The 26,526-nt window shown below is 61.0% G+C and carries 23 protein-coding genes, 7 tRNA genes and 1 pseudogene; 4 read left to right on the forward strand and 27 right to left on the reverse strand.

Going from position 1 to position 26,526, the window contains the following annotated elements; all coding sequences use genetic code 11:
- Nucleotides 1-27 precede the first annotated feature (27 nt).
- The 9 genes from GKC70_RS16840 to uvrB all read right to left on the reverse strand — a co-directional run bounded on the left by GKC70_RS16840 (nucleotide 28) and on the right by uvrB (nucleotide 5,200).
- Nucleotides 28-462 carry a thioesterase family protein gene (locus GKC70_RS16840; RefSeq protein ID WP_116887830.1) on the reverse strand — a complete coding sequence of 145 codons (435 nt, stop codon included), beginning with the start codon at nucleotides 460-462 and terminating at the stop codon, nucleotides 28-30.
- 116 nt (nucleotides 463-578) lie between these two features.
- Nucleotides 579-654: transfer RNA gene (locus GKC70_RS16845), tRNA-Glu, on the reverse strand.
- A gap of 44 nt (nucleotides 655-698) precedes the next feature.
- Nucleotides 699-774 (reverse strand) — tRNA-Ala (locus tag GKC70_RS16850).
- Between the two features lie 67 nt (nucleotides 775-841).
- Nucleotides 842-917: transfer RNA gene (locus tag GKC70_RS16855), tRNA-Glu, on the reverse strand.
- A gap of 43 nt (nucleotides 918-960) precedes the next feature.
- Nucleotides 961-1,036, reverse strand: a tRNA-Ala gene (locus GKC70_RS16860).
- Nucleotides 1,037-1,088: 52 nt separating this feature from the next.
- Nucleotides 1,089-1,164: transfer RNA gene (locus GKC70_RS16865), tRNA-Glu, on the reverse strand.
- Nucleotides 1,165-1,235: 71 nt separating this feature from the next.
- Nucleotides 1,236-1,311: transfer RNA gene (locus tag GKC70_RS16870), tRNA-Ala, on the reverse strand.
- A 245-nt stretch (nucleotides 1,312-1,556) separates the two neighbouring features.
- Nucleotides 1,557-3,038: a glutamate--tRNA ligase gene (gene gltX, locus GKC70_RS16875; protein WP_342649347.1), complete on the reverse strand. Its 1,482-nt coding sequence runs from the start codon at nucleotides 3,036-3,038 to the stop codon at nucleotides 1,557-1,559.
- Nucleotides 3,039-3,184: 146 nt separating this feature from the next.
- Nucleotides 3,185-5,200 carry an excinuclease ABC subunit UvrB gene (uvrB, locus tag GKC70_RS16880; protein ID WP_295483534.1) on the reverse strand — a complete coding sequence of 672 codons (2,016 nt, stop codon included), beginning with the start codon at nucleotides 5,198-5,200 and terminating at the stop codon, nucleotides 3,185-3,187.
- A gap of 288 nt (nucleotides 5,201-5,488) precedes the next feature.
- On the opposite strand from uvrB, the gene GKC70_RS16885 reads away from it, so the two are divergent.
- Nucleotides 5,489-6,685, forward strand: coding sequence for an amino acid aminotransferase (locus tag GKC70_RS16885; RefSeq protein WP_342649348.1), 1,197 nt, complete (start codon nucleotides 5,489-5,491; stop codon nucleotides 6,683-6,685).
- A gap of 62 nt (nucleotides 6,686-6,747) precedes the next feature.
- Nucleotides 6,748-6,823 (forward strand) — tRNA-Asn (locus tag GKC70_RS16890).
- A gap of 78 nt (nucleotides 6,824-6,901) precedes the next feature.
- Here the strand turns inward: GKC70_RS16890 and GKC70_RS16895 are convergent.
- The 15 genes from GKC70_RS16895 to GKC70_RS16965 form a co-directional block, all read right to left on the reverse strand.
- Nucleotides 6,902-7,462, reverse strand: coding sequence for a DUF1285 domain-containing protein (locus GKC70_RS16895; protein ID WP_342649349.1), 561 nt, complete (start codon nucleotides 7,460-7,462; stop codon nucleotides 6,902-6,904).
- A gap of 10 nt (nucleotides 7,463-7,472) precedes the next feature.
- A complete protein-coding gene (locus GKC70_RS16900) occupies nucleotides 7,473-8,078 on the reverse strand; it encodes a DUF4823 domain-containing protein (protein ID WP_295483526.1) in 606 nt (201 codons plus the stop codon).
- A gap of 133 nt (nucleotides 8,079-8,211) precedes the next feature.
- Nucleotides 8,212-8,847, reverse strand: coding sequence for a TetR/AcrR family transcriptional regulator (locus GKC70_RS16905; protein WP_029612997.1), 636 nt, complete (start codon nucleotides 8,845-8,847; stop codon nucleotides 8,212-8,214).
- 401 nt (nucleotides 8,848-9,248) lie between these two features.
- Complete coding sequence (locus GKC70_RS16910; RefSeq protein ID WP_039576314.1) at nucleotides 9,249-10,031, reverse strand: TatD family hydrolase; 783 nt, start codon at nucleotides 10,029-10,031, stop codon at nucleotides 9,249-9,251.
- 36 nt (nucleotides 10,032-10,067) lie between these two features.
- Nucleotides 10,068-11,054, reverse strand: coding sequence for a DNA polymerase III subunit delta' (locus GKC70_RS16915; RefSeq protein WP_342649350.1), 987 nt, complete (start codon nucleotides 11,052-11,054; stop codon nucleotides 10,068-10,070).
- On the reverse strand, nucleotides 11,047-11,679 hold the full coding sequence (gene tmk, locus GKC70_RS16920) for a dTMP kinase (RefSeq protein WP_342649351.1): 633 nt from the start codon (nucleotides 11,677-11,679) through the stop codon (nucleotides 11,047-11,049). The genes GKC70_RS16915 and tmk overlap by 8 nt, the downstream gene beginning before the upstream one ends.
- Nucleotides 11,680-11,697: 18 nt before the next feature.
- A complete protein-coding gene (gene mltG / locus GKC70_RS16925; RefSeq protein ID WP_342649352.1) occupies nucleotides 11,698-12,873 on the reverse strand; it encodes an endolytic transglycosylase MltG in 1,176 nt (391 codons plus the stop codon).
- A 3-nt stretch (nucleotides 12,874-12,876) separates the two neighbouring features.
- A complete protein-coding gene (pabC, locus tag GKC70_RS16930) occupies nucleotides 12,877-13,698 on the reverse strand; it encodes an aminodeoxychorismate lyase (protein ID WP_342649353.1) in 822 nt (273 codons plus the stop codon).
- A complete protein-coding gene (gene fabF / locus GKC70_RS16935) occupies nucleotides 13,698-14,942 on the reverse strand; it encodes a beta-ketoacyl-ACP synthase II (protein ID WP_029612988.1) in 1,245 nt (414 codons plus the stop codon). Before fabF ends, pabC begins: the two co-directional genes overlap by 1 nt.
- Nucleotides 14,943-15,112: 170 nt before the next feature.
- The gene (acpP, locus tag GKC70_RS16940) at nucleotides 15,113-15,349 is read right to left on the reverse strand and encodes an acyl carrier protein (RefSeq protein ID WP_342649354.1); all 237 of its coding nucleotides are present in this window, start codon (nucleotides 15,347-15,349) and stop codon (nucleotides 15,113-15,115) included.
- A gap of 204 nt (nucleotides 15,350-15,553) precedes the next feature.
- Nucleotides 15,554-16,294 (reverse strand): 3-oxoacyl-ACP reductase FabG, encoded by a 741-nt coding sequence (gene fabG / locus GKC70_RS16945; protein WP_039576305.1) that lies wholly within the window; start codon nucleotides 16,292-16,294, stop codon nucleotides 15,554-15,556.
- A 17-nt stretch (nucleotides 16,295-16,311) separates the two neighbouring features.
- Nucleotides 16,312-17,250 carry an ACP S-malonyltransferase gene (gene fabD, locus GKC70_RS16950; protein WP_342649355.1) on the reverse strand — a complete coding sequence of 313 codons (939 nt, stop codon included), beginning with the start codon at nucleotides 17,248-17,250 and terminating at the stop codon, nucleotides 16,312-16,314.
- A 127-nt stretch (nucleotides 17,251-17,377) separates the two neighbouring features.
- Complete coding sequence (gene plsX, locus GKC70_RS16955; protein WP_342651544.1) at nucleotides 17,378-18,358, reverse strand: phosphate acyltransferase PlsX; 981 nt, start codon at nucleotides 18,356-18,358, stop codon at nucleotides 17,378-17,380.
- A 33-nt stretch (nucleotides 18,359-18,391) separates the two neighbouring features.
- Complete coding sequence (gene rpmF / locus GKC70_RS16960; RefSeq protein ID WP_008096416.1) at nucleotides 18,392-18,574, reverse strand: 50S ribosomal protein L32; 183 nt, start codon at nucleotides 18,572-18,574, stop codon at nucleotides 18,392-18,394.
- A 13-nt stretch (nucleotides 18,575-18,587) separates the two neighbouring features.
- Nucleotides 18,588-19,115: a YceD family protein gene (locus GKC70_RS16965; protein ID WP_080754710.1), complete on the reverse strand. Its 528-nt coding sequence runs from the start codon at nucleotides 19,113-19,115 to the stop codon at nucleotides 18,588-18,590.
- A gap of 95 nt (nucleotides 19,116-19,210) precedes the next feature.
- Between GKC70_RS16965 and GKC70_RS16970 the strand changes: the two are divergent.
- Nucleotides 19,211-19,788 (forward strand): annotated as a pseudogene (locus GKC70_RS16970) (nucleoside triphosphate pyrophosphatase).
- Nucleotides 19,789-19,825: 37 nt separating this feature from the next.
- Here the strand turns inward: GKC70_RS16970 and GKC70_RS16975 are convergent.
- The 3 genes from GKC70_RS16975 to rluC are packed head-to-tail and all read right to left on the reverse strand — an operon-like array spanning nucleotide 19,826 to nucleotide 22,466.
- The gene (locus tag GKC70_RS16975) at nucleotides 19,826-20,821 is read right to left on the reverse strand and encodes a S49 family peptidase (RefSeq protein WP_342649356.1); all 996 of its coding nucleotides are present in this window, start codon (nucleotides 20,819-20,821) and stop codon (nucleotides 19,826-19,828) included.
- The gene (locus tag GKC70_RS16980) at nucleotides 20,814-21,503 is read right to left on the reverse strand and encodes an HAD family hydrolase (RefSeq protein ID WP_342649357.1); all 690 of its coding nucleotides are present in this window, start codon (nucleotides 21,501-21,503) and stop codon (nucleotides 20,814-20,816) included. Before GKC70_RS16980 ends, GKC70_RS16975 begins: the two co-directional genes overlap by 8 nt.
- Before the next feature lie 6 nt (nucleotides 21,504-21,509).
- Nucleotides 21,510-22,466, reverse strand: a complete 957-nt coding sequence (rluC, locus tag GKC70_RS16985; RefSeq protein WP_116887820.1) for a 23S rRNA pseudouridine(955/2504/2580) synthase RluC — start codon at nucleotides 22,464-22,466, stop codon at nucleotides 21,510-21,512.
- A 739-nt stretch (nucleotides 22,467-23,205) separates the two neighbouring features.
- On the opposite strand from rluC, the gene rne reads away from it, so the two are divergent.
- Nucleotides 23,206-26,502, forward strand: a complete 3,297-nt coding sequence (gene rne / locus GKC70_RS16990) for a ribonuclease E (RefSeq protein WP_342649358.1) — start codon at nucleotides 23,206-23,208, stop codon at nucleotides 26,500-26,502.
- The last annotated feature ends 24 nt before the right edge of the window (nucleotides 26,503-26,526 follow it).

Raw genomic sequence — 26,526 nt, forward strand, 5'->3', positions numbered from 1 at the left:
CGGGAGTCTAGCAAAAAGACGGGACCATCAGGCACCGAGTAGTGCCGGACCATAGCCTTCGATAAACTCGGCAGGCATGCGCCGAGGCTTGCCGCTGGACAGCTCGATGCAGGCGAAGGTGGTCTGCGCACGAAGCAGCGTGACGCCGTCGCTTGGACGCCTGAGCTGGAAACGACGAGTCATGCGCAGACGCTGGTCCCATTCGACGATCCACGTGCCTAGTTGCAGCTCGTCGTCCTCATAGCCGGCCGCCAGATAGTCGATTTCATGACGAACAACGGCCATGGCCCGGTCCAGCCGACGGTATTCGGCCAAGTCCAGGCCCAGGCGCTGCGAATGACGCCAGGCACATCGCTCCAGCCACGTCACGTAAACCGCATTGTTGGCGTGGCCAAGGCCGTCGATGTCTTCGCTGCCGACCCGAAGGTCGATGATGAACGGCGCTGCCAGATCCCAGCTCATGCCTGCTCCCCAATGAGTGAAGAGACAGAGTGTAACCAATGCCGAGAAGTAGAAAAACAAAAGGCCCATTCAATAATCGAATGAGCCTTTGAAGTCCCGCAAAACGCGGGTAAAAGTGGCGTCCCCTAGGGGACTCGAACCCCTGTTACCGCCGTGAAAGGGCGGTGTCCTAGGCCACTAGACGAAGGGGACGTGAAACCTTCGTGCAGACTCGTTTTCACGAATCCTGGCAGATTTGGTGGAGCTAAGCGGGATCGAACCGCTGACCTCCTGCATGCCATGCAGGCGCTCTCCCAGCTGAGCTATAGCCCCGAAACAAAACAAAAAGCCCATCCAACAACCGAATGAGCCTTTCAATCCCGCAATACGCGGGAAGAAGTGGCGTCCCCTAGGGGACTCGAACCCCTGTTACCGCCGTGAAAGGGCGGTGTCCTAGGCCACTAGACGAAGGGGACGTTGACCTTCGTGCCGACCCGTTTTCACGAGCCGCGGCAAAATTGGTGGAGCTAAGCGGGATCGAACCGCTGACCTCCTGCATGCCATGCAGGCGCTCTCCCAGCTGAGCTATAGCCCCAGATTTCTAGCCTCGCGGCCCAGCGACCCTTGCAGCATCGCTTGTGTGAAACTGGCGTCCCCTAGGGGACTCGAACCCCTGTTACCGCCGTGAAAGGGCGGTGTCCTAGGCCACTAGACGAAGGGGACGAACCTTCTTGCCTTCAAGACCGTGTACTAGACCCGATCTTGCTTCATGTTGCTGGACATGAAGCGGAATGTGGTGGAGCTAAGCGGGATCGAACCGCTGACCTCCTGCATGCCATGCAGGCGCTCTCCCAGCTGAGCTATAGCCCCACAATGTCGCAGTGAACCGAAGCATTGACTGGGCGCCAAATGTTTCGTTCTCGTTCATCGCTGTGGACGGGGCGCATATTAAGAGTGGATTGCAGGGCTGTCAAACGAATTCGTGAAAAAACTCAAAATTTTTTTCACAGATAACAATCACTTACCGCCCTGCCCTGGCGGCCCTAGAAGTGCTGCCCACGGCAGTGAAGGCTTGCTCCACCGCCGCCGCCCAGGCGATGACCATTCACAAACGATCAGGCGATACTGGCGAGGAGCTTTTCCCACTCCTTGTTTTCTTTCTTGGACACGCCCCCCAGCAACTCCAGTGCCTGCCGCAAGCGATAGCGCGTGAGGTCAGGGCCAAGAATCTCCATGGCATCAAGTACTGACACCGAACTGGCCTGACCGGAAATCGAAGCGAACATCAGCGGCATGGCGTCACGCAACTTCAAGCCAAGCGCGTCGACTACTGCCTGGATACAGCCAGTGATGCGCTCTTTTTCCCACTGACGCAAACTTTCGAGTTTCCACAAGATCAACTGCATCACCTGCCGGACCTGCTCAGGCGTCAGCTTCTTGTGCTCGAACAGCTTGGCATCGAGCTTGAGCGCACCTTCAAAGAAGAAACCGGCCAACGGCGCAATCTGACTGAACGTTTCCACCCGACCTTGAACGTGCGGGGCGATTTTCATCATGTAGTCGGAGTTGAACGCCCACTGTCGCACACGCGTAGCGAAGTCTTCGACCGGCAGATCACGCAGCCACTGGCCATTGAGCCAGGACAGCTTCTCGATATCGAAGATCGGTCCACCCAGCGAGATGCGCGACAGATCGAAGTGCTCGACCATTTCCGCCAGGGAGAACTTCTCGCGCTCGTCGGGCATCGACCAACCCATGCGCCCCAAGTAATTGAGCATCGCCTCGGGCATGAAGCCCATGCGCTCGTAAAAGGTGACGGAGGTCGGATTCTTGCGCTTGGACAGCTTGGATTTGTCTGGATTACGCAGCAGCGGCATGTAACACAGCTTGGGCTGTTCCCAACCGAAATACTCGTAGAGTTTGATCAGCTTCGGCGCCGAAGGCAGCCATTCCTCACCGCGCAAGACGTGGGTGATCCCCATCAGGTGATCATCGACCACATTGGCCAGGAAGTAGGTGGGCAGACCGTCGTTCTTCATCAGCACCTGCATGTCCATGCGGTCCCACGGAATCTCGACATCGCCACGCAGCATGTCCGGCACCACGCAGATACCTTCGCTGGGCACCTTCATGCGGATCACATGAGGCTCGCCTGCCGCCAGACGGCGCTGGACCTCTTCATCACTGAGCTTGAGCGCACGCCCGTCATAGCGGGGCGTCTCGCCACGGGCCATCTGTTCGGCGCGCATCTGATCCAGCTCTTGCGCCGTGCAAAAGCAATAGAAAGCGTGACCGGCATCGACCAATTCCTTGGCATAGCGCGCGTAGATTTCGCCACGCTCGCTCTGCCGATATGGGCCATGCGGACCACCGACATCCGGACCTTCGTTCCACTCGATTCCCAGCCAGCGCAGGGCATCGAAGATCTGCTGCTCGGACTCACGGGTCGAACGCAACTGATCGGTGTCTTCGATACGCAGAATGAATTCGCCGCCGTGCTGCTTGGCGAAGCAGTAGTTGAACAGAGCGATGTAGGCGGTGCCAACATGGGGGTCGCCGGTAGGCGATGGCGCGATGCGCGTGCGAACGGTGGTCATGGACAGTCTCGGACGAAGGATGAAACAAAGACGGAATGTTAGCAGGGAGCAGGCTGCGGGCTCCAGCAAAGGCGTTTGCAACATCGGATCGGAGGTGCTCGCGCGCTGGGCCCGTACGCCAGGTGAGCGATTGAGCGATCAGTGACTCAACTGCTGATCAACCGTGCACGCAGCTGTCCAATCTCGTCGCGCAACTGTGCGGCGGCTTCGAATTCGAGGTCGCGCGCCATCTGGAACATCTTCTCTTCCAGCACCTTGATGCGCTTGGTGATTTCGCCAGGCGTCTTGAGTTCGGCCTCGTAACGCGCAGCCTCCTCCGCCGCCTTGGCCATTCCTTTGCGCTTCTTGCTGCGCGCGCCCGGTACCGTGGCGCCCTCAAGGATGTCAGTGATGTCTTTGACCACACCCTTGGGCACGATGCCGTTGGCTTCGTTGAAGGCCACCTGCTTTGTACGGCGCCGCTCGGTCTCGTCGATCGCCCGCTGCATGGATCCGGTGATCTGATCGGCGTACAGGATGGCCTTGCCGTTCAGGTTTCGCGCCGCACGGCCAATGGTCTGGATGAGTGAACGCTCGGAGCGCAGGAAGCCCTCCTTGTCGGCGTCGAGGATCGCCACCAGCGATACCTCGGGCATGTCCAGACCTTCGCGCAGCAGGTTGATGCCCACCAGCACATCGAAGGTTCCAAGACGCAGATCGCGGATGATTTCGACGCGTTCCACGGTGTCGATGTCCGAGTGCAGATAGCGAACGCGCACGCCGTGATCGGCCAGATAGTCACTCAGGTCTTCGGCCATGCGCTTGGTCAAGGTCGTCGCGAGCACTCGCTCACCTGCCGCCACACGCTTGCCGATCTCGGACAACAGGTCGTCGACCTGAGTCAAGGCCGGCCGAATCTCGACCTCGGGGTCGACCAGGCCGGTCGGGCGCACCACCTGCTCGACCACTCGGCCGGCGTGCGCCTCTTCGTAGGGCCCGGGTGTCGCAGAAACGAATATGGTCTGCGGGCTGACCGACTCCCACTCGTCGAAACGCATAGGTCGGTTGTCCAGCGCGGAAGGCAGCCGAAAACCGTACTCGACCAGGGTTTCCTTGCGCGAACGGTCGCCTTTGTACATGGCCCCGACCTGGGGCACGCTAACGTGGGATTCGTCGATGACCAACAGAGCATCGGCCGGCAGATAGTCATAAAGCGTGGGCGGCGGAGCCCCCGATGGGCGACCGGAGAGGTAGCGGGAGTAGTTCTCGATACCGTTGCAATAGCCCAGCTCGAGAATCATCTCCAGGTCGAAGCGAGTGCGCTGTTCGAGGCGCTGTGACTCCACCAGCTTGTTGGCCTTGTTCAGATACTCCAGGCGCTCGCCGAGCTCCTGCTTGATGCCATCGACCGCGTCGAGCAATGTTTCCCGAGGGGTCACATAATGGCTCTTGGGATAGAACGTGAAACGCGGCAGCTTGCGAATGACCTCGCCGGTGAGCGGATCGAAAGCGGCGATGTTCTCCACCTCGTCATCGAACAGCTCGATGCGAATGGCTTCGAGGTCCGATTCAGCCGGGAAAATGTCGATCACATCACCCCGGACACGGAACGTCGCACGGGCAAAATCCATCTCGTTGCGGGTGTACTGCAGGTCAGCCAGCCGGCGTAGCAACGCGCGCTGATCGAGCTTGTCGCCGCGGTCGATGTGCAGCACCATCTTCAGGTAGGTTTCCGGGCTGCCCAGACCATAGATGCAGGACACCGTGGTAACGATGATCGCGTCGCGTCGCTCGAGCAGGGCCTTGGTCGCCGACAGACGCATCTGTTCGATGTGGTCGTTGATCGACGCATCTTTCTCGATGAAGGTGTCCGAAGACGGCACATAGGCTTCGGGCTGGTAGTAGTCGTAATAAGAAACGAAGTATTCGACCGCGTTGTTCGGGAAAAAAGCCTTGAACTCACCATACAGCTGGGCTGCCAGCGTTTTATTGGGCGCCAGGACCATGGTTGGACGCTGCACCTGCTGGATGACGTTGGCGATGCTGAAGGTCTTGCCAGAGCCGGTGACGCCGAGCAGCGTCTGGTGCGATAGCCCCGCCTCCAGCCCCTCGACCATCAGACGAATGGCCTCGGGCTGATCACCGGCCGGCTGGAAGCGCGTGACGAGCTGGAACTCGGACATGAATGACCTCGTGGAAATCGCGGCAACTGTAAATTTAGCCAGTAGTCTATACGCAAAAACGCGCATCGGGCGAATCTGCCCGTCCCTACCTGTGAACACTCATTGCAGTGGACCGGGCAATTGACCCAAGGGTCGAAAAATATTTGCGCCAACTGTGGCAAAAACCTGCGCCAGACTGTCGCGGTCACCCAGCGGTATCTCTATACTGACTCCCCGTTTGCACCGCTTCAGTGCACTGGGCTGGAGCGTGCATTTCCCATCACTCTCCACTTCAGAGCCAAGGTAACAATGAGCCTGTTTTCCGCTGTCGAGCTGGCACCCCGCGATCCCATTCTGGGCCTCAACGAAGCCTTCAATGCCGACCCACGCACCCACAAGGTGAATCTGGGCGTTGGTGTTTACTGCAACGAGGAAGGTCGCATCCCGCTACTGCGTGCGGTGATCGAGGCTGAAACCCAGCGTGCAGCCCAACGGGCCTCGCGCGGCTACCTGCCGATCGACGGTATCGCCAGCTACGACCAAGCCGTGCAGAAGCTGCTGTTCGGTGCAGAATCCCCGTTACTCGCTGCCGGCCGCGTGGTCACCGTACAGGCCGTCGGCGGTACCGGCGCCCTGAAGATCGGCGCCGACTTCCTCAAGCGCCTGTCGCCCACCGCCACCGTCGCCATCAGTGATCCGAGCTGGGAAAACCACCGCGCCCTGTTCGAGTCGGCCGGTTTTGCTGTGCAGAACTACCGCTACTACGACGCTGCGAATAACGACGTCAATCGCGTCGGCATGCTCGAAGACCTGAACAGCCTGCCCTCGGGCTCGATCATCGTCCTGCACGCCTGCTGCCATAACCCAACGGGTGTCGACCTGTCGCTCGACGACTGGAAGAACGTGCTGGAAGTGGTCAAAGCCAAAAACCATATCCCGTTCCTCGACATGGCCTACCAGGGCTTCGGCGACGGCATCGCCGAAGACGCGCTCGCGGTGCGTCTTTTCGCCGAATCGGGTCTGGACTTCTTCGTCTCCAGTTCGTTCTCCAAGTCGTTCTCGCTGTACGGCGAGCGTGTAGGCGCCCTGTCGATCGTCACCGGCTCCAAGGACGAAAGCACCCGCGTGCTGTCGCAGGTCAAGCGTGTGATCCGCACCACCTACTCCAACCCACCGACCCATGGCGCTACCATCGTCGCCACCGTACTCAACAACGCCGAACTGCGGCAGATGTGGAAAACCGAGCTAGGCGAGATGCGCGAACGCATCCATGGCATGCGCAAGCAGATGGTCGAATTGCTCGCCCAGTATGGCGCCAAGCGCGACTTCAGCTTTGTCGGCCGTCAGGTCGGGATGTTCTCCTACTCCGGATTGACCGTCGAGCAAGTGGCACGCCTGAAGACCGAGTTCGGCATCTATGCGCTGGACACCGGACGCATCGCTGTGGCCGCGCTGAATCAGAGCAACATCCGCGTGGTGACCAAAGCTATCGTCGAGGTGCTGTAAGCGCTTGATTTGCCAAGGGGCGGGTTGACTTCCCCTTGGCATTCATTAAGATACGCGCAGATTCCGCGATAGCTCAGTCGGTAGAGCAAATGACTGTTAATCATTGGGTCCCTGGTTCGAGTCCAGGTCGCGGAGCCACACATTGAAAACCTCCAGATGCGCAAGCACTGGAGGTTTTTCGTTTTCGGGCGCACGCTTTCTCTCTGCAGCCCCGACTCAGTCGGCTCGCCCCAACGGGTAGAATTGACCGTGACTCCACACGCCAAGCCAAGACTGGCCCTCTATCATCCGCGGCACTGCAAGGTCCACCAATTGGTAGAACACGTTGCGGTGGATCAGTGCCTCCAGATTGCTGCGCATCAGCAGATAAGGCGCTGGCTCGCCCGTGTCAGCGCAGGTGTGCACGCGCAAAGGATGTTCTGGGCCGGCTTCGGCTTGGTCGTCGACATTGCTGATAAAACGCAATACCTGACCCTCGCCTTCACCCTCGACCTGCATCGAGACAGCCACGAACGGCGCGTCGTCGACACGAATGCCGACCTTCTCGACCGGCGTCACCAGGAAGTAATCGTCCCCATCACGTCGCAGGATGGTGGAAAACAGCCGAACCATGGGCTTGCGCCCGATGGGGGTACCCAAGTAGTACCACGTACCGTCACGGGCGATGCGCATGTCGATATCGCCGCAGAAATCAGGGTTCCAGAGATGCACGGGCGGCAGCCCTTTTTCCTTGGGAATTTGCCCGAGGATGTCACTGGCCTTGCCCTCACCCGTCATCGCGTACTCCTTAACGACTCATCCCAAGAAGACTGCGAGCGTACTCGCGCATCGGCTCAGCGAGCAAATCCTGGGGCGTATTGTCGTGGAACGTCAACAAACCGCCGCGACTCTTGATCCGCGCAGTGTCGATCAGATATCGAGTGCTGGTTTCGATCAGCATCATCTGCACGACGCCAGTGTCCCAGCCAAGACGATCTACAGCCTGCTCGTCATACCATTCGTCACCGTTGCCGATGCGATCATCCGTACGGGCGAACCGGGTGTAGAGCACATAATGGGCACCGACCGAACGAGCTTCGGCAATGGCTTCTTCCAGGCCCAGGGGAGCCTTTGCGCGACGTACCAGCGGAAAGTACTCGACAAAGCTCTTGAACGCCTCTTCAGCGACGGCGTTCTGTCTGGGTACCGGGCCTTTACCCGGCGGAACGAATGCGCCTTGGCCAATGAAGATGAAAGAGTCAGGCTGCAGACGGACCGACAGGGTGCGCGTCGTGTCACTGTGGTCGAGCAGACCCGCATCGCTCAACTGATAGCGCACCCCCTCCCCCATGTCGCTGACTTTCATGCAGCCGCCCAACGCCATCAGCGCCAGCAGCAAGACCAGGCTACGCATCTTTCCTCCAGTGACCGGTGACGAAAAACCGGCGAATAGCCGCGTGATGCAGCTTTTACGCCAGTTCGCTGATCACTGCCCCGGTTGAACGACTTGCGCATGCATTCATCACAACCCGCCGGGAACAGGGTGATTAGGTGGCGGGGTCCGGATCACGCTTGCGCTTGTTGCCCATGCGTACACCGATATCCATCAAGAACTGGAAGAAACCCTCTTGGTCTTCCAGCACGTTGCTCCAGAACGGCGAGTGATACAGGGCGACCGCCCCGTGCACCAGCGCCCAGGCTGCACAGTAATGGAAATACGGAGGAACGTCCTCGAGCTTGCCCTCGCTGATCCGTCCCTTGATCAACTGGGTAAGACGCTCGAAATTCGAGGCACGGATGCTGTGCAACTGCTCGACCATCTCCGGCACCTGATTGCCCTTGACCACTTTCTCTTCAAGCCGGTCGAACAAACGGTAGCGCTGGGGATCACGCATGCGGAACTCGAAGTAGGCGCGCGACAGGGCTTCCTTGTCGCGGTCGACATCGCTCGAATGCAGCAGCGCATTCAGATCGCGCTCGTAGTCGAGCATCAAGCGCAGATAAATTTCTGCCTTGGATTTGAAGTGCTTGTAGATCGTGCCTTTGCCGATGCCGACCGCGTCGGCAATCATCTCGACGGTGACGCTGTCTTCACCCTGTTCGAGAAACAGCTTGAGCGCCGTGTCGAGGATCTCTTGTTCGCGACGGCGAAACTCACGGACCTTACGAGGTTCTTTCTGCATAGGAAGGACTGGGATGACAATCGAAGCGGATTATTATGCCTAAGTGCTGCCAAATTGCACGGTTCTTCCGCTGACGTGAGTGTTTCATCGTGAGTGTGCGTGCGGTGGGTACTGAAAACGGCAGTTCCGCCCTCGACTCATGCGGTCGAGGCATGTCGCATCGAGAACGTATGCCAAATCTGTTTAAAAAACCATCAATCGACGCTGGCACAGCGCCAAGACTGACCAATACTAGATGTGTCGATGCTGAGCTTCCCCCCCAAGCGAAGCATTGATGAAGGCACCTAGGGACCGCGTGCCTGTGTATTACTCCTAATGGTCTTGACCCGGATTCCTCCCCCAGAAGCCGGGTTTTTTTTGCCGTTTGCAGCGATCGATCGGTCGCTCGCTGCAGACCTTGATCAGGCGACGCGTGCCAGCGGGAACAGTCGTTTGAAGTTGGCGGTGGTCTGATCGGCCAACTGGGTGTAGCTCACCCCGCGTAACGACGCTACGTACTCGGCAACCTCACGCACGTATTGCGGGAGGTTGGGCTTGCCGCGATAAGGAATCGGCGCCAGGTAAGGCGAGTCGGTTTCGACCAGCAAGCGGTCGTGCGGAACCTGGCGCGCCACCTCGCGCAAGGCATCGGCGTTGCGGAAGGTGACGATCCCGGAAAGTGAGATGTAATAGCCCAGATCCAGTGCCGCCCGCGCCATGTCCCAGTCTTCGGTAAAACAATGCAACACGCCGGCCTGTGGCAGGTTGGCCTCGCGCAGCAACGCGAGGGTGTCGGCCCGCGCGGCACGGGTATGCACGATCACCGGCTTGCCGGTCTGTCGCGACGCTTCCAGATGCAGGCGGAACGACGCCTGCTGAAGTGTCGCAGCTTCGGGCTCGTAGTGGTAATCCAGACCCGTTTCGCCGATTGCGACCACATGAGGGTGGGCCAGCTCGCGCAGGAGCCATTCGAGCGCCGGCGTCTCGCCCGGCGCCAGATCGAGCGGATGCACGCCAACCGAGCAGTCGACATCGCCATACTGCTCGCTCAGGGCTTTGACTGCTCCAGCATTCTCGGCGCTCACGCCAATGCATAGAAAATGCCCGACCCCGCGCTGGCGAGCCGCCTGCAAGGCAGCGTCGAGCGAACCTGCGTGGGCGCTCAGGTCAAGACGGTCTAGGTGGCAATGGGAATCTACAAGCATGGGATTGGCACATATCTGAAAAAAGCGGTGGAAGAATCAGCGCGCACCCGGCAACTGCAGCCAATGGGCAAGCAGCGCTTCGAGCAGCAGCACACGGTTGAGGTTGGCCTTGCCCATGACTTTCTGACGCTGCTCCAGAATCCAGGCCTGCATCTCCAGCACGCGACTCTGACGACTTTTCTGCGCAAGGTACTGCAGCACTTTGCGCATGTCGGCCAAGCCCAGCCCATCCTCGTCCTGGGTCAGTTGATAGCGCAGTATCAGGTGCGACCAGTCGCAGAACCAGTCGAACAGCACCAGCAGCGGCACTGCATTCCAGGCTTCGGCCAATTGCGTAGGTGACTGCTGTTGCTTGAGCAGTTTCTTGATGCCCTCGGTGACCAATGCGCGTTGCTCACGCACACCCTGGACTTGCAAGCTGAGCGCCATCAATGGCGAGCCGGCAGCCAGGCTCAGCAACTCATCACGTTCGCCCTGATCGATGTCCGGCAATGCCTCAGCCAACCATTCCTGGCTCTGCGCAGGCGTAGGTTGCGGGCACGCAATCTGCTGACAGCGACTCTTGATGGTCGGCAGCAGGCGACTGGGCTGATGGCTCACCAGCAGCAGCACCGTGTCTCCCGAGGGCTCCTCCAGGCTCTTGAGCAACGCATTCGAGGCATTGACGTTCATCGCCTCGACCGGCTCGATCAGCACCACCTTGCGTCCGCCTTGCTGGGCGGTCTGAACCACGAAAGCAACCAGATCACGCACCTGATCGACCTTGATCGGCTTGTCGGCCTCTTCCGGCTCGAGCACAAAGTTGTCGGGATGGCTGCCGGCCTTGAGCAGCAGGCAGGATTTACACTGGCCGCACGCTTGCGAAGCGTGCGGTTTCTGGCATAGCAGCAGCGCCATCAGCCCTTCGGCCAAGGCGCGCTTGCCGATACCCTGTGGCCCATGGAACAGGTAGGCATGGGCATGCTGCCGACGCCCGGCCACCTGCTGCCAGAGCGCCTGTTGCCAGGGAAACACCTCAGCCACGGCTGCGCTCCAGGATGTCGGGCAGCAACGTGTCGATGGCTTGCTGCACCGCAGCCAGTGGCTGCGCCGCATTCAGTAGATGGTAGCGTTGGGGGGCCGCAGCAGCGCGTTGCAGGTAGGCCTGACGCACCGCCTCGAAGAACGCTTGGCCCTCCTGCTCGAAGCGATCCAGACGCCCACGAGCCGCTGCGCGGGCAAGGCCGATCTCTACGGGCAGGTCGAAGACCAGCGTCAGGTCGGGACGCAACTGGCCCTGAACGAAGTGTTCCAGCGTGGCGATGCGCTCGATGGGCAGACCGCGACCGCCGCCCTGGTATGCGTAAGTGGCGTCGGTGAAACGATCGCACAGCACCACAGCACCACGCGCCAGAGCAGGACGAATGACCCTGGCCAGATGCTGAGCGCGGGCGGCGAACATCAGCAACAGCTCGGTATCGACCGCCATCGTTTCATCGCTAGGGTCCAGCAGCAACTCGCGAATGCGTTCGGCCAGCGGCGTGCCGCCGGGTTCGCGAGTCATCACGACATTTATGCCGTGCTCGCGCAGGCGCTGCGCCAGATACTCGCGATTGGTGCTTTTGCCCGCGCCTTCGGGGCCTTCCAAGGTGATGAACAGACCGCTCACAGGCATTCCTTGATGTGCTTAGTGGGTTGCCGGCGCATCGCCCGACACGGAGGATTCGGAGGTTTCGCCCGGAGCACTGTCCGGCACCTCGCTCGAGGGTGACGAGCTGCCGGCAGGAAGCTCGGCGTCCTGGGCCTGCGGCGACGCTCCGGCCGGCGCACGCGGCGCGGGGCTGGAGCGGTAGTCGGCCCGGCGCTTGAGCTGATACTCACGGACTGCGGAGTTGTGATCGTTCAGATCGTCGGAGAACACATGACTGCCATCGCCACGGGCAACGAAGTACAGGCTGGTGCCCGCAGATGGATTCAACGCAGCATGAATCGCCTCGCGTCCGACCATGGCGATCGGCGTCGGTGGCAGTCCGGTATTGGTGTAGGTGTTGTAGGGCGTTGGCGCACGCAGGTCGGCACGGGTGATCTTGCCGTTATAGCGTTCACCCATTCCGTAAATCACTGTCGGATCGGTCTGCAGCATCATGTTCAGGCGCAGCCGACGCACGAATACGCCAGCGATCTCCCCGCGCTCCTGGGCAATGCCGGTTTCCTTCTCCACCAGAGAGGCCATGATCAGGGCTTGATACGGGTCGCTGTAGGGCAGATCACCGGCGCGTTGCGCCCATTCCTTGGCCAACACCTCATCCAGGCGCAGATAGGCCTGCTGCAACAGCTCGACATCGCTCATCCCGCGCACGAAGCGATAGGTATCGGGAAAGAATCGACCTTCGGGAAAAACACCCTCGTGACCGAGCCTCTCCATCACTTCGCTGTCAGACAAGCCCTCGAGGGTATGCTTGATCTTGTCATGCTTGGCCAGCGCGGCACGCAACTGCCGGAAAGTCCAGCCCTCGACGAGCGTCAGGTTGTACTGCACCACGTCGCCACGGCGCCAGGCGTCGATCAGGCCTTCCACCGTCATCCCCGGTGTCAGGCGGTATTCGCCAGTGTGCAGAGCGGTGCCAGCCATATTGAAGCGCCAGTACAGGCGCAGCCACAGCGCATCGTCGATCAAGCCCTCGCTCTGCATGCGATAGAACATACGGTTGGGGTTGGTGCCGGTGGGCACGTCGATCAGTCGCTCCTCAGCGATGTGCAGCGGTTGCTGCAAGGCCGAATGAACCTTCCAGGCCGACCAGCCCAGCGCCAGACCAGCGAGTACCAGGCCCATCTCCAGCAGCAGCAGGAATTTACGTCTCACGAATCAGGTATCCAGTAACGTACGGGCGACGGCCTGCAGTTTACGGGTGAGCGGCCCGGCCGGCCAGTCAAGCTTGAGCGCCGGAACGCTGCGCACTGGCCAGATACCGTAGACGCTGTTGCAGGTGAACACTTCATCGGCCTGCTGCAGATCGGCTTGTGCAAGCTCGGCGGTGCATGCCTTGATGCCAAGCGCACGAGCCTGATCCAAGAGTTCGCCGCGCATGACCCCGGCTACCCCGCAGTGACTCAGCTCAGGCGTGGTCAACACGCCATCGCGCACCAGGAACAGGTTGCTGTAGACACCTTCGATCAACAGACCTTGGGCATCGCGCATCAAGCCTTCGGCGTAGGCGGGATCCTGCCACTCGGCACGCGCCAGCACCTGCTCCAGGCGGTTGAGGTGTTTCAGCCCGGCCAGCAGGGGTTGCCGAGCCAAGCGCGTTTGACAGTCGAACAGCGAGATGCCTTGCTCGGCATGCGCTGCCGGATAGGCCGGGAGCGGGCTGTTCTGCAGGATTCGTCGGGCCGGGGCTCCGGGCGCGGGCGCATAACCGCGTGGGCTATCACCGCGAGTGACCATCAGTTTGACGACACCCTCACCCAGTTGCGCCGCGTAGGCCAGCAATTCTTCGCGAGCGAGCGGCACATCGAGATCGATCGCCAGGCGCCGACACCCCATCGCCAGCCGATCCAGGTGACGCTGCAGCAGGCTAGGCCTGCCGCCGCGCACGGCGATGGTCTCGAACAGACCATCGCCGTAAGCCAGCCCGCGATTCTGCAGGTTGACCGCAGATCCAGGCTGGCCGTCGATCCAGCTGTGCATCAGTCGGCGAACCGACGGAATACCAGAGAACCGTTGGTCCCGCCGAAACCGAAGGAGTTGGACAGCACCACATCGATCGGCATGCTGCGCGCCTGATGCGGCACGAAGTCCAGATCGCAGCCTTCGTCCGGCTCATCCAGGTTGATGGTCGGAGGCGCCATCTGACTGTTGATCGCCAGCACACTGAAGATCGCCTCGACGGCACCCGCGGCGCCGAGCAAGTGACCGGTCATCGACTTGGTCGAGCTGACCGCCAGCTTATAGGCATGCTCGCCGAACACGTGCTTGATAGCAGCGACTTCAGCGATGTCGCCAGCAGGGGTCGAGGTACCGTGGGCATTGATGTAGCTGACCTGCGATGGTGCTACACCCGCGTCGCGCAAGGCGTTGATCATGCACCGTGCAGCCCCTTCTCCGGTGTCCGGTGGCGAGGTCATGTGATAGGCGTCACCACTCATGCCAAAGCCAACCAATTCCGCGTAGATGGTCGCCCCGCGCGCCTTGGCGTGCTCAAGCTCCTCGAGCACCAGCGCGCCTGCACCGTCGGAGAGTACGAAACCATCACGCCCCTTGTCCCAGGGACGACTGGCGCGGGCCGGCTCGTCATTTCGGGTCGACAGTGCACGCGAAGCACCGAAACCGCCCATGCCCAGACCGCAGGCAGCCATCTCGGCACCGCCGGCAATCATCACGTCCGCCTCGCCATAGGCAATGTTGCGCGCGGCCATGCCGATGCAGTGGGTGCCCGTGGTGCAGGCGGTGGAGATGGCGTAGTTCGGACCTTGCAGCCCCAAGTGGATCGACAGGAAACCGGAGATCATGTTGATGATCGAGCCTGGCACGAAGAACGGTGAGATCCTCCGCGGCCCCTGCTCGTGCAAGGTCCGGCTGGTGTCTTCGATATTGGTCAGGCCACCGATGCCCGAACCCATGGCCACGCCGATACGCTCGCGATTGGCGTCAGTGACCTCCAGGCCGGCGTTGCGCACCGCCTGGAAACCGGCCGCCAGGCCGTACTGAATGAACAGGTCAAGCTTGCGAGCTTCCTTGGCCGACAGGTACTGCTCGACCTCGAACCCCTTCACCGAGCCGCCAAAACGGGTGGAGTAGGCACTCAGGTCCGTGTGTTCGATCGGACCGATGCCACTGCGGCCAGCCAGAATGCCCTGCCAGGTGCTCGGTACGTCAGTACCCAGTGGCGACAGCATACCCATACCGGTGACCACGACGCGTCTACGCGACACAGCACTCTCCTTTTCTAATAACAGAGTCTCTTGCCATTGCATTCATCCATCCGGAATGAAATGGCAACAGGCTCTCGGTTGCTCGATTATCGACTGCAGGGTTCGCAAAGAAAAACCGCACGCCGAAGGCAGTGCGGTTTTTCCCGACAAGAAGCGTCGACTACAACGTCTTAGGCCTTGTGGCTGTTGACGTAGTCGATGGCGGCTTGAACGGTAGTGATCTTCTCGGCTTCTTCGTCAGGGATTTCGGTCTCGAATTCCTCTTCCAGAGCCATTACCAGCTCAACGGTGTCAAGCGAATCGGCACCCAGGTCATCGACGAAGGACTTGTTGTTGGCCACTTCTTCTTCCTTCACGCCCAGTTGCTCGGCGACGATTTTCTTGACGCGTTCTTCGATGGTGCTCATACCTAGTTTTCACTCCTAGTGGATATATGTCAGGCAGCTGGCCGGTGCCCAAGTTTATAGGAAGACGCCTGCTTTTCAAGCGTAACGCGCCTTCACGAGAGTCGCCCGGCCTGCCGCCTGGAATCTGGTTGCAGCTTTATAACGGATTTTAGACACGCAGTATGACTGTTTTTTTAAGCAATCCGTCACATTGAGTTGCGGCTGTTACATGTACATCCCGCCGTTCACCGGCACTGTAGCGCCGGTGACATAGGCCGCGCCATCAGATGCCAGGAAGGAAACCACCTTGGCAATTTCCTCGGCCTGACCCAGGCGACCCAGCGGAATTTGCGTCTGCAGCGCTTCGCGTTGTGCTTCTGGCAGCTCGCGGGTCATGTCGGTATCGATGAAACCCGGCGTCACCGAGTTCACCGTGATACCGCGCGATCCCACTTCACGCGCCAAGGCACGACTGAAGCCTTCCAGACCTGCCTTGGCAGCGGCATAGTTGGCCTGACCTGCGTTACCCATCGCACCGACCACCGAGCCGATGCTGATGATACGACCCCAGCGGGCCTTGGTCATGCCGCGCAGCACGCCCTTGGACAGACGGTAAAGGCTGTTGAGGTTGGTGTCGATGACATCGAACCATTCTTCATCTTTCATCCGCAACATCAGGTTGTCACGCGTGATCCCGGCGTTGTTGACCAGAATCGTCGGCGCGCCGAACTGCTCCTGGATAGACGTCAGGACGCCAGTCACGGATGCCTCGTTGGTGACATTGAGCTCAAGGCCGGTACCGGTGATACCGTGTTCCTTGAGTGTCTCAGCGATGCGCTGAGCGCCAGAGGCGGAAGTGGCGGTGCCGATCACGGTCGCGCCTTGGCGACCCAGCTCGAGGGCGATAGCCTGGCCAATGCCACGGCTGGCACCTGTAACCAGTGCAACTTTACCTTGCAGGCTCATGCAAGCTTCTCCAGATGTCAGACCAGCGCCGCGCGGGCGGCGGCGATGGCGTCAGGGGTATTGAGGTTGTAAGTGGTGACGCCCTCGGCGCACCGCTTGTTCAGGCCGGCCAGCACCTTGCCAGGGCCGCACTCCACCAAACTGACCGCACCGTTGGCAGCCAGGGTCTGCACGCACTCGACCCAACGCACTGGTTGGTACAACTGTGCCAGCAGGTCACGCTTGAGGGCTTCCAGATCGGCAGGTACGGCGGCAGAGACGTTCTGCACCACCGGGATTTGCGGAGCCTGCCACTCGACGGCACTGACCGCCTCGGCGAAGCGCTCGGCGGCTGGCTTCATCAAGGCGCAGTGCGACGGCACGCTGACCGGCAGAAGCAATGCACGCTTGGCGCCTTTGGCCTTGCACAGCTCGATGGCACGCTCGACTGCAGCCTTGTTGCCAGCGATGACCACTTGGCCAGGCGAATTGAAATTGACCGCACTGACCACGTCATCTTCGGCCGCCTGCGCACAGACATCCACCACCACGGCGTCGTCCAGCCCCAGGATGGCAGCCATGGCGCCATGACCGGCCGGCACCGCTTCCTGCATCAGTTGGCCGCGGCGCTCGACCAGACGCACGGCGTCCTTGAGCGACAAGCTACCCGCGGCGACCAGGGCGCTGTACTCACCCAGGCTGTGACCGCAAACGTATGCCGGACGCGCGCCGCCCTGCTCCAGCCACAGGCGCCACAGCGCGATGGAGGCCGTCAGGATAGCTGGCTGCGTCTTGTCGGTTTGATTGAGTTGTTCCTCGGGACCTTCCTGCACCAGTTTCCACAGGTCATAGCCCAGAGCCTCGGAAGCTTCCTTGAAGGTCTCGATGATCAGCGGCTGAACGGCACCGAGCTCAGCGAGCATGCCCAGTGACTGGGAACCTTGGCCAGGAAAGACGAATGCGAGGGATGCAGACATTGAACAAGCCCTTATGATCTTGTCGTCGAATGGGGTGCACCCTGCCATCGGCAGGGCACGGAATCTGAAAACTTGGATGGAAACGCAGACCAAGCGGTCACATTTAACTACTTCATGGCCGATACACCTAAGGCAACAGGTCTTCCAGGCGGCCATGCAAACGCTGCGGTAGATTTTCCTGAATCTCGATCAGCGCCCGCTGGATAGCACTCTGCAGGCCTTGCACACCCGCCGACCCGTGGCTTTTCACGACGATACCCTGCAACCCCAGAAAGCTTGCGCCGTTGTGCCGCGCCGGAGCCAGGTCCGATTGCAGGCGCCGCAACAAAGGCCTGGCCAAAGCACCCGCAACACGGGCGAACAAACCGGTCTTGAACAACGCTTCCAGACGCTCGCCGATCATGGTTGCCAGCCCTTCGCTGGATTTGAGCAGGATATTGCCCACGAAGCCGTCGCACACCACCACATCGGCCTCGCCGCGATACAGCCCGTCACCTTCAATAAAACCGACATAGTTAAGGCCACGGGCGTTCTTCAGCAAACTGGCAGCCAGCTTGACCTGCTGATTGCCCTTGATGTCTTCGGTCCCGATGTTCAGCAGAGCTACTCGTGGGCGGCGCACGCCCAGCGCCTGCGCCGCCACCGACCCCATCACAGCAAACTGGTAGAGGTGATCGGCGCTGCAGTCGACGTTCGCACCCAGGTCGAGCAACTGGCAGTAACCTTGCCGTGTAGGAATGGCCGCCACCATGGCTGGACGATCGATACCCGGCAAGGTTTTGAGCACGAAACGCGACAAGGCCATCAAAGCGCCCGTATTGCCGGCGCTTACGCACGCCTGCGCTTTGCCATCACGGACCAGCTCGAGCGCGACACGCATCGAAGAGTCAGGCTTGCCGCGCAAGGCCTGCGAGGGCCGCTCATCCATACCAATCACTTCGCTGGCATCCACGATCCGCAGGCGCGCGCGATCGATGGCTGCAAGGCCACTGACGAGTTCTTCGAGAAGGGAGGTTTGACCGACGAGGGTCAGATGGAGCGAGGGGGTAGCCGAAAGGCAAGCGATACTGGCCTCAACAATGCTGCGGGGACCGAAGTCCCCGCCCATTGCGTCGATCGCGATGATCTGAGCGGACAAGGATTACTCGTCAGCGCCCTTGTCGATCACTTTGCGACCGCGGTATACGCCTTCTGGCGACACGTGGTGGCGCAGGTGAACTTCACCGGTGCTCTTTTCTACGGACAGAGCGTTTTCCGACAGGGCATCGTGCGAACGACGCATGTCACGGGCAGAGCGGGATTTTTTGTTCTGCTGAACAGCCATAATTGATTAACTCCTAAACGTTTGGGTCACGCTTTAACTGCGCCAAGACACTGAACGGGTTGGACCGCGATACCTCGTCCTTGCTCGATTCGGGCTCGTCTGCGCCCGCCGGCTGCTGGCATTCTTCCGGATGATGAGCAGGCACGATAGGAAGTGCGAGCAAAAGCTCTTCCTCGATCAGCGCCTGCAGATCCAAAGGATCTTCGCCCAGTTCCAGCACGTCATAGCCTTTCGGCAACGACTGGGTATTCGCACCCTCCTTCACCACAGCGTACGTACATTCGCTATGGATCGGCAGGGTGACCAGCTCAAGACAACGCTGGCAAACCATTTTGACTTCGACATTCAAATCGCTGTGGATAACCACAACGTGCTGTTCGTCTCGTTCAAAATCGAACTTCGCCTGCACCGTACCGACAGTGTCGGAAAGCGGGTCGCAGAGTCTTTCCAAATCAGCGAGTTGCAGCGAACCCTCGAGGGTTACGCCACGATCGGCTAATTTGCGCGGGTCAACGTGAGGTGGAATCGGGTCATTCAACATAGGCGCAGCATTCTAGGGATGCCCCCCGCCTCTGTCAAAGGAAATTCGGCAGCTTGACGCATGTTAGAATCACGGCAACTGCCAAGGAGTCCACCATGCTTCCTCTGCTGCTCGCCTCGAGCTCCCCTACCGGCGCGAACTGCTCCAGCGCCTGCACCTGCCCTTCACCTGGGCGAGTCCCGACATAGACGAAGCGCGCCAAGGCGACGAGACCGCTGCTGAACTGGTCCGCAGACTCGCTCGGCTCAAGGCCCAAGCCCTGGCCGAACATCACCCACAGCACCTGATCATCGGCTCGGACCAGGTCGCCGTGCTCGGCGAACGTATCCTCGGCAAACCACACAGCGCCGAGCGCGCCTGTGAGCAACTGCTGGCCGCCAGCGGACAATCCGTCACTTTCCTGACGGGCCTGGCCCTGCTCAACAGCGCCACAGGCCACTGCCAGGTTGACTGCATCCCCTTCACCGTGACGTTGCGCGAACTGGACCGCCAGCGCGTGGAGCGCTACGTACAGACCGAGCAACCACTGGATTGCGCCGGCAGCTTCAAGGCCGAGGGATTGGGCGTTTCGCTCTTTCAGAGCACACACGGCAGCGACGCGACGAGCGTGATCGGCCTGCCCCTCATACGCCTGGTGGACATGTTGCTCAAGGAGGGCGTGCAAGTACCCTGAAACCGGCGGGGCCGTCGAGCAGCCCCGCTAGCGCGCATTAACGCAATGAAGGCCCTTGAAGCCCCATGTACAGCGCAAGACGCTCAGCCACGCTGGCACCCATGCGCTTGGAGAAGCGATCGAAAGGCGATTCCTGCACGGTGAAGTCGACCAACTCTTTCTCGCCGACGACATCACGCGCCACATAGCTGGCGCTGCCCAGGCCATCGACCAACCCCAAAGCCTTGGCCTGCTCGCCAGACCAGACCAAACCACTGAACAGCTCAGGGTGTTCTTTATCCTTCAGGCGATCGCCACGACCTTGCTTGACCATCGCGATGAACTGATTGTGCGTGGTATCCAGCACACCTTGCCAGAACGCTGTTTCATCCGGCTTCTGCGGCGAGAACGGATCGAGGAACGCCTTGTGCTCGCCCGAGGTGTAAGCGCGACGCTCCACTCCCAGCTTCTCCATCGCCCCGACAAACCCGTAGCCTGCCGCCGTCACGCCGATCGAGCCCACCAGACTGGCCTTGTCGGCATAGATCTCATCAGCCGCACTGGCAATGTAGTACGCCCCAGAGGCCCCTAGATCCGTGATCACCGCATACAGCTTGATCGCGGGGTACTCGGCGCGCAGGCGACGTATCTCGTCGTAGACATACCCTGCCTGCACCGGACTACCGCCCGGGCTGTTGATGCGCATCACCACCGCTTTGGTCTTGGCATCCTTGAATGCTTCCCGCAGGCTCTTGATGATGTTGTCGGCACTGGCAGCTTCCTGATCCGCGATGACCCCACGCACCTCGACCAGCGCCGTATGACTGGCACTGCGCGAGGCCGCGGACTCCATGTCCATGAAGGGCGAGAACAGGAAAAGGATGCCGAACAGATAGATGAACGTCAGCAACTTGAAGAAGATCCCCCAACGCCGCGCACGCCGCTGCTCTTGAACACTGGCCAGGAGCGTCTTCTCCAGCAGCTTCCAGCTCTTGCGCTCTTCCTTGCCCTCGACTGCATCTTCGGATGCAGGCGCCTTCCACTCGTCAGCCATGCTCACCTACCTTGGAATTGGAGCGCGCAGCGCCAGCCAGCCACTCGCGCAATTGTGAAAAATGCTCGATACACACCTGCGGCCCAAACTCGGCGAGCGCCTCAAGCGACATCGCGCCGTAGCCCACGGCCACCGAGTGCATGCCAGCATTGCTGGCCATCTGCAAATCGAATGCCGAATCCCCAACCATCAACGCCTCGCCCGCCTCGACCCGGCAATGCGCGAGAATTTCCTGAAGCATCAGCGGATGAGGCTTGCCACGGGTCTCGTCGGCAGCACGGGTGATATCGAAAAAGTCCTCCCAGCCATTGGCCTTGAGCACCCTATCCAGTCCTCGCCGCGCCTTGCCTGTGGCCACCGCCAGGCGATAACCCTGCGCCCGAAAGACCTCCAGCGATTGCGCCACACCCTCGAACAACGGCGAAGGCTGCCGGTCGAGATCGGTATAGATATCGGCGTAATGCCGTCGAAAACGCGCCACTTCATTCGCGTCAAGGTGCGGATAGAGCACCGAGATCGCCTCATCCAGCGCCAGACCGATGATTCCCTTCACGGCAGCCTCGGCACTGGGGAGCTCACCCGCACGCTCAGCGGCGACATTCATCGAATCGACAATACGGCCTATGGAGTCGGCCAGGGTGCCATCCCAGTCGAAGATCAGCAGTTCATAGGGTTTGCGCATGGCCGCTCAGCTTGCCCCCAGGCGTTCGACTGTCTTGGCCCACGCCTCATCGACGGGAGCCTCGAGCTTGAGCTCGCCGCCATCGGGCAGCGGCACCGTCAGCGCATAGGCGTGCAGGAACAGGCGCTTGCCGCCCAGGTCACGAATTTCGCGGGTGAAATCTTCATCACCATATTTACTGTCGCCCGCGATCATGTGCCCGGCATGCAGGGTGTGCACACGAATCTGGTGCGTGCGCCCGGTGATCGGACGGGCCTCGACCAGCGTGGCGAACTCGCCGAAGCGACGTAATACACGGAACAGCGTCAGCGCCTCCTTGCCCTCGTCATTCACTTCGACCATGCGCTCGCCGGAACGCAGGTTGCTCTTCTGCAGAGGCGCATTGACCTGCTTCTTCGAGGTCGGCCAATGACCCCGCACCAAGGCCATGTAGCGCTTGTCCACGCCATCGCCGCGCAGCGCGGCATGCAGGTGGCGCAGCATGCTGCGCTTCTTGGCGATCATCAGCAGGCCTGAGGTATCGCGATCCAGACGGTGCACCAACTCCAGCTCCTTGGCGTCGGGGCGTAGCTGGCGCAACGCCTCGATGACACCGAAGCTCAGACCGCTGCCGCCGTGCACGGCGATGCCAGCCGGCTTGTTCATCACGATCAGGGCCTTGTCTTCATAGACGATCGCCGCCTCCAGGCGCTGCAACAGCCCTGGCGCCACCGGCGCCGGCTCGTCGCGCTCGGGCAGACGCACGGGCGGCACGCGCACGATATCGCCGGCCTGGAGCTTGTACTCGGGCTTGATGCGCCCTTTGTTCACGCGCACCTCACCCTTGCGCAGGATGCGATAGACAAGGGTCTTGGGCACGCCTTTGAGTGCGGTGATGAGGAAGTTGTCGATACGCTGGCCGGCAAGTTCCGGCGCGACTTCGATCAGCTGAACGCCGGAAGTCGGGGGATTATTGGTCGTCATCGCAGGATCATAACAATTTTTATGGAATTGAAGCACTTAATCATTGCTGCTATAGTCGCGAACGCCGCCCAAAGCGGTAGGCCAGTAACGCACGGTTTCGCACCGTCTCTGGCCAACGCAATTCTCGAGGACGCGAGGCCGTCCGACGGGGTGTGTGCCAGTTTACCGAGATGCCTGGAATCGCCACCAGCGCCGAGCAGAGAAGAACGAAAAAAACGACAAGTGCGGTGTTCCATCTCCCTCCTGTTCTTTTTCGCATGCCCCTGCCCCGCCTTGTCGCTTCCGTGCAGCGCCTGGCGAACACTTCGGAAACACCAGCCTTGGACATGAATGGCGTCAGCGCAGATACGGCGCTGGCGAAAAATGCAACCCGTTGCGGATTCAGCGCGCGGCAGCACCCGAATTATCAGGGATACGTGCAGGGTGGAGATGTACAGCCCGGACCGTGAAGCACGGCCGGCATCGGCCGACTGTATTGGCCCGGCGAGCGGAACCGGTGTTTGCAGACGCCCCAGAGGCGTCCACGGCCCTCGGCTGATTCCTCCTCCTGACTGAGTGCGATAGGCACCGCAGCAAACAGGACGCGTCGTCGCGACAACGGCAGGCTGGGCAACCGGCTGGTGCCGAACGTCGCTGGACACGGGGGTGGCATGCCACCCTTTGCGCACCTTGGCACCGACCATGAGACGTCGTGTGTGCCGAACGCCGTTTCCGGCAGCCCGGAAACCGACGGTACAACATGAAAAGAATGCTGATTAACGCGACTCAACCCGAAGAGTTGCGTGTAGCACTGGTGGATGGCCAACGCCTCTACGACCTGGACATCGAGTCCGGTGCCCGCGAGCAGAAAAAGGCCAACATCTACAAGGGCAAGATCACTCGCATCGAACCCAGCCTCGAAGCCGCTTTCGTCGACTTCGGCTCCGAACGTCACGGCTTCCTGCCGCTGAAGGAAATCTCCCGCGAGTACTTCAAGAAGACCCCTGAAGGCCGTGTCAACATCAAGGAAGTCCTGAGCGAAGGCCAGGAAGTCATCGTCCAGGTCGAAAAAGAAGAGCGTGGCAACAAGGGTGCAGCCCTGACCACCTTCATCAGCCTCGCCGGCCGCTACCTGGTGCTGATGCCCAACAATCCACGCGCTGGCGGTATTTCTCGTCGCATCGAAGGCGAAGAACGCAACGAACTGCGCGAAGCCCTCAACGGCCTGACCGTACCGGGCGACATGGGCCTGATCGTGCGCACCGCTGGCCTTGGCCGCAGCAGCGAAGAAATGCAGTGGGACCTTGATTACCTGCTGCAGCTGTGGACCGCCATCAAGGAAGCCTCCCTTGACCGCGCCGCGCCCTTCCTGATCTACCAGGAAAGCAACGTGATCATCCGCGCCATCCGCGATTACCTGCGCCAGGACATCGGTGAGGTACTGATCGATAGCATCGATGCCCAGGAAGAAGCACTGACCTTCATCCGCCAGGTCATGCCGCAGTACGCCAGCAAGGTCAAGCTGTACGAAGACAGCGTCCCGCTGTTCAATCGCTTCCAGATCGAAAGCCAAATCGAAACTGCCTTCCAACGTGTGGTTGACCTGCCATCCGGCGGTTCCATCGTCATCGATCCGACCGAAGCACTGGTCTCGATCGACATCAACTCGGCGCGCGCCACCAAAGGCAGCGACATCGAGGAAACCGCCCTGCAGACCAACCTGGAAGCGGCCGAAGAAATCGCCCGCCAACTGCGTCTGCGTGACATCGGCGGCCTGATCGTCATCGACTTCATCGACATGACGCCAGCCAAGAATCAGCGCGCCGTCGAAGAACGTGTTCGCGAATGCCTGGAAGCCGATCGCGCCCGTGTACAGGTCGGCCGCATCTCGCGCTTCGGTCTGCTGGAGATGTCTCGCCAGCGCCTGCGCCCATCGCTGGGCGAGAGCAGCGGCATCGTCTGCCCCCGCTGCTCGGGCACCGGCATCATCCGCGACGTCGAATCCCTGTCGCTGGCCATCCTGCGCCTAATCGAGGAAGAAGCACTGAAGGACCGTACCGCCGAGGTGCGTGCCCAGGTGCCGATTCCGGTTGCCGCGTTCCTGCTCAACGAGAAGCGTAACTCGATCACCAAGATCGAACTGCGCACCCGTGCGCGCATCATCATCCTGCCCAACGATCATCTGGAAACCCCTCACTTCGAAGTCCAGCGCCTGCGCGACGACAACCCGGACGTGCTGACCAACCAATCTAGCTACGAGATCGCCACCAGCGAGACCGAAGAAGCGCCGCAACCCACCGCCACCCGTACACTGGTTCGCCAGGAAGCCGCCGTGAAGACTGCGCCGGCCCGCACCAACGCACCGACGCCGACCGTTAGCGAAGAGCAGCCAAGCACGCCGACGCCTGCTCCAGCACCCGTCGCCGTCCCGGAGCCGAGCCTGTTCAAGGGGTTGGTCAAGTCGCTGGTCAGCCTGTTCGCCGGGAAGGAAGAGCCCGTCGTCGCACCGGCCGCCACTGTGCAGAAACCTGCCACCGAGCGCACCGCGCGCAACGAAGAGCGCCGCAACGGTCGTCAGCAGAGCCGCAATCGTAACGGCCGTCGCGACGAAGAACGCAAGCCGCGTGAAGAGCGCAGCGAGCGCACCTCTCGTGAAGAGCGTCAGCCGCGCGAAGAGCGTGCCCCTCGTGAAGAACGCGCCCCTCGCGAAGAGCGCCAGTCGCGCCAACCGCGTGAAGATCGCCGTGGCAACCGCGAAGAGCGCGTGCGCGAACTGCGCGAGCCGCTGGATGCCACCCCTGCGGTGGCCCGCGAAGAGCGCGCCCCTCGTGAGGAGCGTGTGGCCCGTGAAGAGCGTGCGCCACGTGAAGAACGCGCATCACGTGAAGAACGTGCCCCTCGCGAAGAACGCACACCGCGCGAAGAACGTGCCCCTCGCGAAGAGCGTGTAACCCGTGAAGAGCGTGCTCCGCGAGAAGAGCACGCTGCTGTGCGCGAAGAGCGTCCGGCCCGCGAAGAGCAGGCCGCACGTGAGGAGCGCCCAGCTCGCGAAGAGCGCGCACCGCGCGAGGAACGCCAACCACGCCAGCCGCGCGAAGAGCGTCAGCCACGCACTGCCGAACAAGCCGCCGAGACCAGCGAAGAGCAACTGCCTGACGAAGAGCACCTGCAGGACGATCAGGAAAGCACCGATGGCGAGCGCCCACGTCGTCGTTCGCGCGGTCAACGTCGTCGCAGCAATCGCCGCGAGCGCCAGCGCAACGCCAATGGCGAGTTGATCGAAGGCAGCGAGGAAGAAGGCAGCGAAGACCAGCCAGTTCAGCAGCACAAGGCCACAGAACTGGGCGCCGAACTGGCTGCAGGCCTGGCGGTAACTGCCGCTGTGGCTACCAGCGCTGTCAGCGCCAATGCCGAAGCCCAGGCCAATGAGCAAGCAGAGCGCGCGACTGCCGCTGTCGCCGAGAACGAGCAGCACGAAGCAGCTCAACCCGTCGAGCAGACTCAGATGCAGCCGCAACCGGCTGAGGTCAAGGCTGAGGACGTTACTATTGCGCCAGTCGTTGAACAGCCGTTCAGCGAGCCTGTCGCAGAGGTTGAGCCGAGCGTCGAGCCAGTTGTCGAGGTCGTCCCTGAACCGGTAGCACACCTCGCTGCCAGCGAGCCGGAAACGGCTGCTGAGACGCCAGCCCTTGAAGCACCGGCCGTGGAAGTGGTCGCCGCTGAGAAGGCCCCGGTCGTCGAAAGCAAGGAAGTGCCCGCGTCCTCCGTCGAGGCTGCAACGGTCGAACCGGTTGCGGTCGAGCCCGAAGTCGAGACTTCCGCTGCTATCCCTGCCGCGCCTGCAGTTGCCGAAGAGCCCGCTCCTGCCGTAGCCGAAACGGCAGTGGTCGAAGAACCAGCCGTGGCGACAGCCTCGACTGTCATGCTGTCGAACGGTCGTGCACCGAACGATCCGCGTGAGGTACGTCGCCGCAAACGCGAGGCTGAAGCCGCTGCGGCCGCCGCTGCACCCGCACTGGAAACCTCCGACAATGAGCACAAGCCTCACCACGGTTGATTCAGTCGGCTGAATGAAAAGGCC

It is taken from the genome of Pseudomonas sp. REB1044, assembly GCF_038813925.1.
Classification (GTDB): Bacteria; Pseudomonadota; Gammaproteobacteria; order Pseudomonadales; family Pseudomonadaceae; genus Aquipseudomonas; species Aquipseudomonas boreofloridensis.

Coding starts and splice junctions, on each gene's coding strand:
- pabC (WP_342649353.1), bottom strand. CDS start 13,698: ATGCACAGCTGGATCGACGGCCAGCCTGGATCTGCGGTCAACCTGCAG.
- rne (WP_342649358.1), top strand. CDS start 23,206: ATGAAAAGAATGCTGATTAACGCGACTCAACCCGAAGAGTTGCGTGTA.
- GKC70_RS16840 (WP_116887830.1), bottom strand. CDS start 462: ATGAGCTGGGATCTGGCAGCGCCGTTCATCATCGACCTTCGGGTCGGC.
- uvrB (WP_295483534.1), bottom strand. CDS start 5,200: ATGTCCGAGTTCCAGCTCGTCACGCGCTTCCAGCCGGCCGGTGATCAG.
- fabG (WP_039576305.1), bottom strand. CDS start 16,294: ATGAGCCTGCAAGGTAAAGTTGCACTGGTTACAGGTGCCAGCCGTGGC.
- GKC70_RS16965 (WP_080754710.1), bottom strand. CDS start 19,115: ATGTTGAATGACCCGATTCCACCTCACGTTGACCCGCGCAAATTAGCC.
- GKC70_RS16885 (WP_342649348.1), top strand. CDS start 5,489: ATGAGCCTGTTTTCCGCTGTCGAGCTGGCACCCCGCGATCCCATTCTG.
- plsX (WP_342651544.1), bottom strand. CDS start 18,358: ATGGGCGGGGACTTCGGTCCCCGCAGCATTGTTGAGGCCAGTATCGCT.
- GKC70_RS16895 (WP_342649349.1), bottom strand. CDS start 7,462: ATGACGGGTGAGGGCAAGGCCAGTGACATCCTCGGGCAAATTCCCAAG.
- GKC70_RS16980 (WP_342649357.1), bottom strand. CDS start 21,503: ATGCGCAAACCCTATGAACTGCTGATCTTCGACTGGGATGGCACCCTG.
- gltX (WP_342649347.1), bottom strand. CDS start 3,038: ATGACCACCGTTCGCACGCGCATCGCGCCATCGCCTACCGGCGACCCC.
- GKC70_RS16905 (WP_029612997.1), bottom strand. CDS start 8,847: ATGCAGAAAGAACCTCGTAAGGTCCGTGAGTTTCGCCGTCGCGAACAA.
- rluC (WP_116887820.1), bottom strand. CDS start 22,466: ATGACGACCAATAATCCCCCGACTTCCGGCGTTCAGCTGATCGAAGTC.
- GKC70_RS16975 (WP_342649356.1), bottom strand. CDS start 20,821: ATGGCTGACGAGTGGAAGGCGCCTGCATCCGAAGATGCAGTCGAGGGC.
- acpP (WP_342649354.1), bottom strand. CDS start 15,349: ATGAGCACCATCGAAGAACGCGTCAAGAAAATCGTCGCCGAGCAACTG.
- fabD (WP_342649355.1), bottom strand. CDS start 17,250: ATGTCTGCATCCCTCGCATTCGTCTTTCCTGGCCAAGGTTCCCAGTCA.
- GKC70_RS16910 (WP_039576314.1), bottom strand. CDS start 10,031: ATGCTTGTAGATTCCCATTGCCACCTAGACCGTCTTGACCTGAGCGCC.
- GKC70_RS16900 (WP_295483526.1), bottom strand. CDS start 8,078: ATGCGTAGCCTGGTCTTGCTGCTGGCGCTGATGGCGTTGGGCGGCTGC.
- rpmF (WP_008096416.1), bottom strand. CDS start 18,574: ATGGCTGTTCAGCAGAACAAAAAATCCCGCTCTGCCCGTGACATGCGT.